This is a genomic window from Stenotrophomonas sp. RS-48 (assembly GCF_030053245.1).
Taxonomy (GTDB): Bacteria; Pseudomonadota; Gammaproteobacteria; order Xanthomonadales; family Xanthomonadaceae; genus Stenotrophomonas; species Stenotrophomonas maltophilia_P.
In genome coordinates this window covers 38,141-48,301 of record NZ_JASGBV010000037.1, presented here as the reverse complement: position 1 = coordinate 48,301, position 10,161 = coordinate 38,141, and the positions used below count along the sequence as shown (strand labels likewise).

Sequence of the window (10,161 nt, the reverse complement as noted above, 5' to 3'; positions counted from 1 at the left end):
ATCGTCTAGAGGCCTAGGACATCACCCTTTCACGGTGGCGACCGGGGTTCGAATCCCCGTGGGGACGCCACTCATCACGAACAACGAGGACCCGGCCGATAACCGGGTCTTTTTTGTTCACCGCCAACCGGCATTCAGGTTGTGGCGTCACGGTGGTCTCCCGGATCGTATGCGGGGCGCCGGAACGAAAAAAGCTCAAAAGGCTTCCACAAACGTGAACACGCAGGTATGATAGGCGGCTCGGTAACACGGGGCCATAGCTCAGCTGGGAGAGCGCCTGCATGGCATGCAGGAGGTCAGCGGTTCGATCCCGCTTGGCTCCACCACTTTCGACATCAGGCCGTCGAAGGTTCTACAACTTGAAGTTTTCGTGCGTCCCCATCGTCTAGAGGCCTAGGACATCACCCTTTCACGGTGGCGACCGGGGTTCGAATCCCCGTGGGGACGCCAATTTCTGAAAACCCTGGCTTCGGCCGGGGTTTTTCTTTTCAGAAGCGTCGATACATTCCGATCGAGGCTGGCGCCGTCGGCGCGAATCCGTACTGCGCATACAACCGATGTGCCTCGCCATCGGCGAGCAGGCTCACATAGGCCGAAGGCGGAAGGTTGGCCTGCATCCATTCGTCCAGACGCCGCATCACCTCCTTGCCCAGTCCCTGCCCCTGCAACGGCGGCAGCACGGCGATATCGCAGACCTGCAGGTGGCAGCCGCCATCGCCGACGATCCGGCCCATCGCCACCAGCTCACTGCCCTGATAGGCGCAGACACCGAACAGGGTATTGGGCAGCGCACGTGCAGCCGCTTCGGCGGTCTTGGCGCTGAGCCCGGCCAGCGCCCGGAGCTGGCAATAGGCCTCGACCGTGGGCACGCCTTCACGGAAATGGCAATGGGCAGGATCGTTCATGCGGAATCTCCCTGAGTGTCAGGCTATCCTGCCGCATCCGCGTCGCAGCCGCCGCGACTCACCCCGACAGATATCGCATGTGCTACTCCGCTTTGATCCGGGCCGACTACGCCAAGCTGGTGCGCGAGTTCGGTGCCGTGCTGTCGCTGGAGGAGTTCGCCGCGCTGTATGCGTACGACCCCGGCAAGAAGCAACCCAGGACGCCCAAGGCCATGGATGACGGCTTCGCTGGCGCGCGCACGGAGCTCGGCCGCGACATCGTGGCCCGGATCCAGCGGTGGCATGCACAGGAGCAGGCCACGCTGGAAGCCGAGCTGGCCCAGCAGCGCGAACGCCGCGACATCGCAATCGCAGCCCTGGCCACCCGTCCCACACTGAAGGCGCGCAACGAGCTGCGCATCGCCGGCAACCGCATCGATCGCGCGCAGACCCGGCTCGACGACCTGCATCGCGTGCAGCTGCTGCCCCGCGACAACCGCATTTTCCCCGGCACCTACGCGCCGGTGATGGTGAGCGAGAACGGGCAACGGGTGATCAAGCCGATGCGCTACCGGTGCCGTCTGCCGGATGCGCCCGCGCGCAACGACGTGCTCTATCCGGGCAGTTACAACGCCCGCCGTGACAGCCTGGAAGGCTACTGGCGCGGCGCTTTCGGGCAGCGTCATGGCGTGGTCGTCATCCAGGCCTTCTACGAGCATGTGTCCCGGCACGCGGTTGGCGGACGCGCACCGGCCCCTGATGGCAGGACGGGAGATGTGGTCCTTGAGTTCCGCCCCGACCCGCCCCGCGACCTGCTGGTAGCCTGCCTCTGGTCCGAGTGGGACGGCCCCGAAGGACGCCTCCTCTCATTTGCGACCATCACCGATACGCCGCCGGCCGATATCTCCGCCGCCGGCCATGATCGCGGCATCGTGCCGATCCGGCCCGAGCACCTCGATGCATGGCTCAATCCGGAACCTGGCGATCTCGCCAGCCAATACCGCATCCTCGACGATCGCGAGGAGATCCGTTACGTCTTCGAGGAGTCCGCCTGAGCACGCACTGCGGCCGGATCGTCCGGGCACCGCGCCTGGATCAGGCGCGGGCGCTGGAGTGCCCGACCGCGCGGGCCAGCGCCTGCGACAGCTCCGCCGACAGGTAGGGCTTGACCAGCAGCACACCCGACTGCATGGCCTGTGGCAGCTGCTCCGCCGACATGCCGGTCGCGAGCACGAAGGGCACGCCGCGGGCGGCCAGCGCCGCCGCGACCGGCTCACTGGTTTCCTGGTGGGCCAGGCGATAGTCCAGCAGCGCCACGTCCGGCGTGGTTTCTTCCAGCAGCCTCAGTGCTTCGCCGACGCTCGCAGCCAGCCCCACCACCTGTGCACCGGCCTGCACCAGTTGCATCTGCAGCAGGGCCGCGCTCATCTCGTCGTTCTCGACCACCAGTACCCGCAGGTCCTGCAACGCCGCCATCGATTCCCGCTCCTGTGCATATCACGCCGGCGCAGTATAGCGATCACGGGGGCAATGCCGGCAGATTCGGCCGCAATCGTCCCGCGCCGGGCAGCCTCTATGAAAGTGCGCTCGACCTCGGGTAAAATCACCCGCTGCCTGCCGGTGTGGCGGAATGGTATACGCAGCTGACTCAAAATCAGCCGGGGGCAACCCCATGAAGGTTCGAGTCCTTTCACCGGCACCATGCATCAAAGGCCAGGTCCACGACCTGGCCTTCTGCATTTCCGGCCCGTCACCTGCGTCGCCCCTCCCGCGCGGCGACCGCCCAGCGCCGCCGCCGTGCGCGCCGCAGCTGACAACGTTGCCAGCAGGCCAACGCTGCGGAATTCTTGCAAGGCGCATGCGCATCTGCCTATCGTGACTGGCCGTACCTGGGGGCGGGGGAATGCATGACGTTGCCGGCTGCACTGTTTTTTCTGGTCACGCATGCATTCGTCGTCGGCCTGGCAGGCCCTGGAGATCCGGTGGGTTCGTTCCTGATGTCAAGCGCCGCGCCGCTGCTGGCGGCCATGGCATGCGTGCGCCGCGCGCGTGACAGCCACGCCGCCTGCAAATGGAGGACCTTCGCTTTCGCCGTCAGCCTGTTTCCGGTCGCACTGCTCCCACTGCTGTTTCCAGGCATCACCGATGCCTGGCCGGCGCAGGTCGCACTGACATCGTTGATCCTCTACGTGTTCTATCGCATCCCGCTGACCTACGTGGCCGCCAGCGCCGACAGCCGGAACCGCCATGTCCGCAGCGTCGACCTGTCGATCATCGGTCTGCTCTGGCTGCTGTACTACACGCACGCGCAATCGACTGCGCAGCTGGATACCGCGCTGTGGACGCATGGCCTGAACCCCATCAGCACCACGCAGAACAGCCTGCTGTTCGGCTTCGCGCTGATCCGCTACCTGGCCGAGGACAACGCAGATCGCCGCGACTTCTTCCGCACCCTCACCCTGTTCCTGCTCGGCTACTTCCTGATCGAGCAGTACGTCAGCCGGTATCGGCCGCAGACCCCGGACGGCGGATGGGCAGATCTGCTCATCAGCGGCCTGTTCCTGCTGCTGGCGGTGATCGCCGGCAGTCCGCGGCGCAGGACCGCGCCGCCTGTCCCGCGCAACCTGCGGCGTTTCGTCGAGGCCAGCGTGCCGTTGATGCTGCCGCTTCTGCTGATGCTGGTCGCATTGCTGATGGCGCGCACGAACCAGACGATGGCAACGGTGGGCTTCATCGGCGCCATGCTGGGCTATGCACTGCGCAGCGTGCTGAGCCAGGTGGACATCCAACGCCAGCGCGACGAGCTGGCAGCGCTGGCCCGGCGTGATCCGCTGACCGGGCTGGGCAACCGCCGCAGTTTCGATGAATCGCTGCCCGGTGCCCAACGGCGCGCGCGGCGCCAGGGCCTGGGCCTGGCGGTGCTGATGATCGACATCGACCACTTCAAGCGCCTCAACGATACCTACGGGCACCCGGAGGGCGATCGCCGCCTGCAGGCGGTGGCCGCGATCATCGATGGCTGCCTGCAGCGCGGTGACGACCTGCTCGCCCGCTACGGCGGCGAGGAATTCATCGCTGCGCTGCCTTCCTCCGACGTGGCCCATGCGATGGCCATGGGCGAGCGCATCCGCGTGGCGGTCGAAGACGCCGCGCTGCCGTCCGGCCCGTCCAGCGTAACCGTCAGCATCGGCGTGGCATGGTTGGCTGCCGATGCTCGGCAGGAACCGGACAGCGTGGTCGAACGTGCGGACCAGGCCCTGTACCGGGCCAAGCGCGCGGGCCGCAACTGCGTCCGCGGCGAGGCTTTGCCGGAACGTACAGCGGCCCCTGCCCTGCGCGCCTAGACCACGCGCAGGGTCGGCACGCCATGCTGCAGGGCAGCGCCGCCCGCCGCCCCCTGCACACGAAATCCGGCGACGGTCTGCAGCAGGTGGGCCGACTGTTCTTCCATGCTGCGCGCCGCGGCAGACGCTTCCTCGACCAGCGCCGCGTTCTGCTGGGTTCCCTGGTCGATCAGGTCCACCGCGTGGTTCATCTGCTGGATGTCATCGCTCTGCTGCTGCGACGCGCTGCTGATCTCGGTGACCAGGTCACTGACCCTGCGCACGTTGAGCACGATCTCGTCCATCGTGCGGCCAGCACTTTCCACCTGCGCCGTGCCCGCACCGACATTGGCCACCGATGCGTCGATCAGCTGCTTGATCTCCTTGGCGGCGCTGGCCGAGCGCTGCGAAAGTTCGCGGATCTCGGTGGCGACGACCGCGAACCCACGGCCGTGCTCGCCGGCACGGGCCGCCTCCACGGCAGCGTTCAGCGCCAGGATGTTGGTCTGGAATGCGATGCCGTCAATCACCCCGATGATGTCGACGATGCGACGCGAGGAGGCGTTGATCAAGGCCATCGTCGCCACCACCTCGTGCACCACGCTGCCGCCACGCGCAGCCACCTCCGCTGCGCCGCCGGCCAGCTGGCTTGCCTGGCGCGCATTGGCCGCCGTGCGCTGCACCGTATCGGCCAGGCCCTTCATGGACACGGCGGTTTCTTCCAGCGAGGCCGCCTGCTGTTCGGTGCGCTGCGACAGGTCGCTGTTGCCCTGCGCGATTTCGGTCGCGCCGACCGCGATGGTATCGGCAGCGAACTTGATCTGGCCGATGATGCCCGCCATGGCTTCGACCAGCGCGTTGACGCCATCGCACAGCTCGGCGATGGGGCCACTCTTGTCGGCAATGGCGACGGTTCGGGTCAGGTCGCCCTGCTTGGCCGCCGCCACGACCTCCCGGGTCTGCGCCACCGCACGCTGCATGGCCTGGTTCTCATGCACCTGCGCGGTGATGTCGGTCGCGTATTTGACGACCTTGAAGGGCCTGCCGTTGCCATCCAGGATGGGGTTGTAGGAGGCCTGGATCCAGATCTCGCGGCCGCCCTTGCCGAGCCGCCGGTACTGCCCGGCGTCGTACTCGCCGCGCCCGAGCTTTTCCCAGAACCGGCAGTACTCGAGGCTGCCGCGAAGCTCGGGCTCCACGAACAGCGCATGGTGTTGGCCGCGCACTTCTTCCAGGCTGTAGCCGGTGGCGGCGAGGAAGTTGGCGTTCGCCGAGAGAATGTGCCCGTCCAGGCTGAACTCGATCACCGCCTGCGACTTGTCGATGGCGGCAAGCTGCCCCGCCGAGTCGGCGGCCTGCAGCTTCTGCGCGGTGATGTCGGTCGCGAACTTGACGACCTTGAAGGGCCGGCCCTGCGGGTCCAGCACCGGGTTGTAGGAGGCCTGGATCCAGATTTCGCGCCCGCCCTTGCCCAGCCGTCGGTACTGTCCGGCGTCGAACTCGCCACGTCCCAGCCGGGCCCAGAAGTCCCGATACTCGGCGCTGGACGCCTGATCGGGATCGACGAACAGCGAATGATGCCTGCCCTGGATTTCGTCCAGACGATAACCCACCGCCTGCAGGAAGTTGTCGTTGGCCTGCAGGATGGTGCCATCCAGATCGAATTCGATCACCACCTGCACGCGATGCAGTGCGGCCACCTGGGCGGCCAGCTCGGCATGACCGCGATCGCTGTCGACCCTGCCGGGCCGAGGCTGTCCCGCCAGCGCCCCCAGCAGGGAACGCCACGGCGACCAACGGGTGTGCAGCTCGGCTGGCGCCTGTGCGCCTGCCGTAAGGCCTGGAATGAGCATTGTCTGATCCTCGGTGTCCGGTAAGCGGTTGCGATCCGCCAGGCGGGATGCCCGACGGCGACATCAATTGCTTGGACTACAGGTGCCGGCAGGCACCTCTCGAGCAACGGGCAAGAACATCTGGGGGCGGGTGCGATCGACATCCGGGAGCGGCGGAACACACTGCGCGGGCCGCCCGACGGGGCAGCCTGGGGTCCTGCAGCGGGTGACGGGAGCGGGATCCAGTGAGGTTATCGGCACCTCCGTTCCGGGCTTTAGGCCCCTCCGCAGCGGGCCCTGTCCAGCCCCCTCCCCCTGCAGCGCCTGACGGGCCCCTAGATGCAGCCTGCAACGAAAAGGTTGCCATGACCATCGGGGCTGTCGGCAAGGGGGTGGACAGGCAAGGATGCGCCCACCACGGACCGTCCATCGACACGGAGATCGCATGTTTTCACGCCTGGCTGCTCTTTTCGCCCTCGGCCTGTGCAGCAGCGGCGCGCTGGCCGCCGATGCAGGCTATCGGCCGAGTTTCAACCCCGCACAGCTCAAGGGCCCGCCCGCCGGCCGCGTCAACGAAGTGCTGGTGCTGGGCTCACCGCACCTGTCCGGCCTGCCCCCGACCTTCCAGCCGGCAATGCTGGAGCCGCTGCTGCAGCGCCTGCAGGCATGGCGGCCGACGGCGATCGCGGTGGAGAACCTGTCCGGACTGCAATGCGATTTCATGCGCCGCAATCCCGCCCGCTATGCCGAGAGCGTGGGAAGTTACTGCGTCGATCCTGCACCTGCCCAGGCCGCCACCGGTCTGGATGTTCCAGCGGCCAATGCCGAAGTCGATCGCGTGCTGGCGGCATGGCCCGCCACACCGACGCACGCACAGCGTCGCCGGCTGGCCGCACTGTTCCTGGCCGCAGGTGAGAACGGCTCCGCGCTGGTGCAGTGGCTGCGCCTGCCGCCGCAGGAGCGTCGCGCCGCAGACAGCCTGTCACCGCAACTGGTGCAGTTCCTCGACAAACGCGCCTCGCGACGCAACGAAGTCAGCCTGATCGCGGCCGAGCTTGCCGCACGCCTGGGCCTGGAACGCCTGTGGGCAGTCGATGACCACACCGCTGATTCGCCCACCCCTGCGGCACTGGAGAAGGCGGCTGGCGAAGCCATCATGAACGCCTGGAACAATCCCGCCACCCAGGCACGACGGGCCGCCGATACGGCCCTGTACGCCGAACTCGGCAGCACGGACGGCCTGCTGGCGCTCTATCGGAACTACAACGCGCCCGACACCGTCGCCCGGGTCTACGACAGCGATTTCGGCGCAGCCCTGGTCGAACCATCGCCAGAAGGCTTCGGCCGCCGCTATGTCGGCTACTGGGAAACCCGCAACCTGCGCATGGTCGCCAACATGCGCGAGGTGCTGGGCCAGCACCCGGGCACCCGCATGCTGACCCTCGTCGGCGCCTCGCACAAGGGCTACTACGAGGCCTACCTCAACCAGATGCACGACGTGCGGCTGGTTGATGCCAACAGCGTGCTGGACTGAGCGCCAGGGCTAGCAGCGTGCCGGCGCATCCCCGCGCCGCGACCGCCACAGCAGCACGCAGGCGGCCACGATGGCACCCAGGGTCAGCATCAGCAGCACCACCACGCCGCCCTGCAGAGTGGGCAGCAGCGCCTGCGCCCGGGCATCGCCGTGCAGTTGCTCCAAACGCAGGCAGGCGGCTACCGCCAGCCACCAGCCGACCATTGCCGGCGCGAAGGCACGCAGGGCATCCGGGGTCCAGAAAGGCATGTCGTTCTCCAACGGGGATGGGTGTGCGCGAAGTATTCGCGGCCGCCCTCTCACAGACTGAGATCAGCCGCCACCGGCGTCGCTGTCCACGCCCTCGGCCGGCCATTCGCCGGCTTCCCCCTGCACCTGCACGTTGTTGCGTCCCATTGCCTTGGCCCTGTAGCACTGCGCATCGGCCGCAGCCACGGCCTGGTCCACCCCCATGCCGCCCAGCAGCGGTGCGATACCGATGCTGGCGCCCACCCGCAGGCGGTGCTTGTCCCAGGGAATGGAGAGGCTGGCCAGGGTCTGCAGCAGTTCGCCGCCGATCCGCGCCGCGCGGCGCGGCGTGCAGCCGGACAGGATCACCGCGAACTCGTCCCCGCCCAGCCGGGCCACCACGTCCGAATCGCGCACGCCGTGGCGCAGCACGCTGGCCACCGCCCACAGCACCGCATCGCCGGCCAGGTGGCCCCAGGTATCGTTGACCGGCTTGAAGCGGTCCAGGTCGATGTACATCAGCGATGCCGCCTGGCCTGTCCGCTCGACCCGGGTGATGGCCTGCTGCAGATGGACTTCGAAGCCCCGCCGGTTGCTCAGTTCGGTCAGCGGATCGATCTCCGCCAGCTGGCGCGCTTCGCGCTGCCGTGCGCGCTGCTGGGTATCGTCGCGCAGCACCCACACCGCACCGCGCACATGGCCTTCATCGTCGCGCAGCCAGGCGCGGGTCAGGTCCACCGGCACCGTCGCGGTGCCCAGCCGCAGCAGCAGGTCGGCATGCAGGTCGACCGCGTTGCTTTCCGGGTCCAGCAGTACGGCCACGTCCAGCATCGAGCCGGGGGCGTACTCGGTGGTCAGTTGCAGCACGTCCTGCACCCTGTAGCCGGCCAGCGCCTGTGCGCCGTCGCCGGCCAGCATGCGCACGGCAGCGGCATTGGCATATTCGATGCGGCCCTCCAGGCTGACGCTCAGCACCAGGTCGGCGACGGCGTCGAGGGTGATGCGGCTGCGCTGCTCGCTTTCAAACAGGCGCTGTTCACTGCTGCGTTGTGCGCTGATGTCCTGGATCTGCGAGACGAAATGCACCGGCTCGCCGCGTTCGTTGCGCACCAGCGATACCGACAGCCGCGTCCAGATCACCCTGCCGTTGCGATCGAGAAAGCGCTTCTCCAGGTGGTAATGGCTGCACCGGCCTGCCAGCAGGTCCTGCACCAGGGCCAGATCGGCCTGCAGATCGTCCGGATGGGTCAGCCGCTGGAAATCCACCTGCAGCAGCTCCTCGCGCGCATAGCCCAGGATGCGGCACAGCGCGTCATTGACATCCAGCCAGCGCCCTTCCAGCGAAACCAGCGCCATGCCGAGCGCAGCCGAGGTGAAGGCGCCTGCGAACTTCTCCGCCGCCATGCGTGCCTCCGCACGTGCCTGCAGGATCTCGGTGATATCGATGGCCATGCCGACATAGCCGATGCGCGTGCCATCGGCGCCGTCCATGCGGCTGATCGAAAGCCGCACCTGGCGTTGCCGGCCATCCTTGCGCAGCAGCGTCCATCGCCGCGAATAGGTCTGCCCTTCGGCATGCGCACTGAGGGCCTCGAACACATCCGGCAGGTGACCCTGCGGGTCGGCCAGCGGTTGCAGCCAGGCCTTCAGCTCATCCGGCTCATGGAAGGCATCCAGCCGCCGCAGGCCGACCACCTCGGCGGCGCTGTAACCCAGCAGGCGCTGCGCCCCCGTGTTGAACAGGGTGATGGTGCCATCGGTATCGGTCGCGATCACCGCGACGTCGTCGGAGGCGTCCACCACCGACTGCAGGCGCTGGCGGCTCTCGGCCGCGTCCTGTCGTGCCTGCTGCAGCTCGGTGACGTCGGCGTGGGCACCCGCCATCCACAGCGGCCGCCCCTGACCGTCCCATTCGAACACGCGACCGCGGTCATGGACCCAGATCCACTGGCCGTTCTTGTGGCGCATGCGCACCAGGCAGGCGTAGTTGTCGCTGCGCCCGTCGAAATGCTCCTGCAGCGCGGTGTCCGACAGCGCGATGTCGTCCGGATGCACCAGTGCAGCGAAGGTCTTCTGGCAGATCGGCTCCAGCTCTTCCAGCCGGTAGCCGACGATTTCGGCCCAGCGCGCGTTGACCCGCATTTCGCCGGTCTGCACGTTCCACTCCCAGGTGCCGGCAGCGGTGCCTTCGATGATCATCGCAAGCCGCCGACGCTCTTCGGCCAGCGCATGCAGACGGCGTTCGAGCAGATCGTTGCTGTTGTTGCCCTGACCCGCCATCAAGCCCTTCTCCGTCCCGCGCAGGCGTGCACGGGCCGCAGCAATCCGCTGCAGCTGTCACGGAATCGGACGGGGCGTGC

General features: G+C 67.5%; 8 protein-coding genes and 4 tRNA genes. 7 read left to right on the top strand and 5 right to left on the bottom strand.

All coding sequences use genetic code 11. The features are described from left to right. From QMZ25_RS08035 to QMZ25_RS08025, 3 genes are all read left to right on the top strand, one after another. A tRNA-Glu gene (locus QMZ25_RS08035) sits at positions 1-70 on the top strand. 180 nt (positions 71-250) lie between these two features. Then, positions 251-326: transfer RNA gene (locus QMZ25_RS08030), tRNA-Ala, on the top strand. A 48-nt stretch (positions 327-374) separates the two neighbouring features. Beyond that, positions 375-450, top strand: a tRNA-Glu gene (locus QMZ25_RS08025). A gap of 38 nt (positions 451-488) precedes the next feature. Here QMZ25_RS08025 and QMZ25_RS08020 read toward each other — a convergent pair. Then, positions 489-905, bottom strand: coding sequence for a GNAT family N-acetyltransferase (locus tag QMZ25_RS08020; protein ID WP_065182734.1), 417 nt, complete (start codon positions 903-905; stop codon positions 489-491). A gap of 77 nt (positions 906-982) precedes the next feature. On the opposite strand from QMZ25_RS08020, the gene QMZ25_RS08015 reads away from it, so the two are divergent. Next, entirely contained in the window at positions 983-1,939 is a 957-nt protein-coding gene (locus QMZ25_RS08015) for an SOS response-associated peptidase family protein (protein WP_283219422.1), read from the top strand. A 40-nt stretch (positions 1,940-1,979) separates the two neighbouring features. On the opposite strand, the gene QMZ25_RS08010 is transcribed toward QMZ25_RS08015, so the two are convergent. Beyond that, complete coding sequence (locus QMZ25_RS08010; protein WP_053520434.1) at positions 1,980-2,360, bottom strand: response regulator; 381 nt, start codon at positions 2,358-2,360, stop codon at positions 1,980-1,982. A 140-nt stretch (positions 2,361-2,500) separates the two neighbouring features. Between QMZ25_RS08010 and QMZ25_RS08005 the strand changes: the two genes are divergently transcribed. Together QMZ25_RS08005 and QMZ25_RS08000 are read left to right on the top strand one after the other, a co-directional pair. Further along, positions 2,501-2,586 (top strand) — tRNA-Leu (locus QMZ25_RS08005). A gap of 205 nt (positions 2,587-2,791) precedes the next feature. Beyond that, positions 2,792-4,228, top strand: a complete 1,437-nt coding sequence (locus QMZ25_RS08000) for a GGDEF domain-containing protein (protein ID WP_283219421.1) — start codon at positions 2,792-2,794, stop codon at positions 4,226-4,228. Here QMZ25_RS08000 and QMZ25_RS07995 read toward each other — a convergent pair. Next, positions 4,225-6,060: a methyl-accepting chemotaxis protein gene (locus QMZ25_RS07995; RefSeq protein WP_283219420.1), complete on the bottom strand. Its 1,836-nt coding sequence runs from the start codon at positions 6,058-6,060 to the stop codon at positions 4,225-4,227. The two genes, QMZ25_RS08000 and QMZ25_RS07995, sit on opposite strands and share 4 nt — an antisense overlap. Before the next feature lie 424 nt (positions 6,061-6,484). On the opposite strand from QMZ25_RS07995, the gene QMZ25_RS07990 reads away from it, so the two are divergent. Further along, positions 6,485-7,573 (top strand): DUF5694 domain-containing protein, encoded by a 1,089-nt coding sequence (locus tag QMZ25_RS07990; RefSeq protein WP_283219419.1) that lies wholly within the window; start codon positions 6,485-6,487, stop codon positions 7,571-7,573. A 9-nt stretch (positions 7,574-7,582) separates the two neighbouring features. Here QMZ25_RS07990 and QMZ25_RS07985 read toward each other — a convergent pair whose 3' ends face one another. After that, positions 7,583-7,822 carry a hypothetical protein gene (locus tag QMZ25_RS07985; protein WP_283219418.1) on the bottom strand — a complete coding sequence of 80 codons (240 nt, stop codon included), beginning with the start codon at positions 7,820-7,822 and terminating at the stop codon, positions 7,583-7,585. Positions 7,823-7,885: 63 nt separating this feature from the next. Next, positions 7,886-10,081 carry a PAS domain S-box protein gene (locus QMZ25_RS07980; RefSeq protein ID WP_283219417.1) on the bottom strand — a complete coding sequence of 732 codons (2,196 nt, stop codon included), beginning with the start codon at positions 10,079-10,081 and terminating at the stop codon, positions 7,886-7,888. Positions 10,082-10,161 lie beyond the last annotated feature (80 nt).

Bases quoted from the DNA above. Each gene is read 5' to 3' on its own strand.
- QMZ25_RS08010 (WP_053520434.1), bottom strand. From the start codon at position 2,360: ATGGCGGCGTTGCAGGACCTGCGGGTACTGGTGGTCGAGAACGACGAG.
- QMZ25_RS07990 (WP_283219419.1), top strand. From the start codon at position 6,485: ATGTTTTCACGCCTGGCTGCTCTTTTCGCCCTCGGCCTGTGCAGCAGC.
- QMZ25_RS08015 (WP_283219422.1), top strand. From the start codon at position 983: ATGTGCTACTCCGCTTTGATCCGGGCCGACTACGCCAAGCTGGTGCGC.
- QMZ25_RS07995 (WP_283219420.1), bottom strand. From the start codon at position 6,060: ATGCTCATTCCAGGCCTTACGGCAGGCGCACAGGCGCCAGCCGAGCTG.
- QMZ25_RS07980 (WP_283219417.1), bottom strand. From the start codon at position 10,081: ATGGCGGGTCAGGGCAACAACAGCAACGATCTGCTCGAACGCCGTCTG.
- QMZ25_RS08000 (WP_283219421.1), top strand. From the start codon at position 2,792: ATGACGTTGCCGGCTGCACTGTTTTTTCTGGTCACGCATGCATTCGTC.
- QMZ25_RS07985 (WP_283219418.1), bottom strand. From the start codon at position 7,822: ATGCCTTTCTGGACCCCGGATGCCCTGCGTGCCTTCGCGCCGGCAATG.
- QMZ25_RS08020 (WP_065182734.1), bottom strand. From the start codon at position 905: ATGAACGATCCTGCCCATTGCCATTTCCGTGAAGGCGTGCCCACGGTC.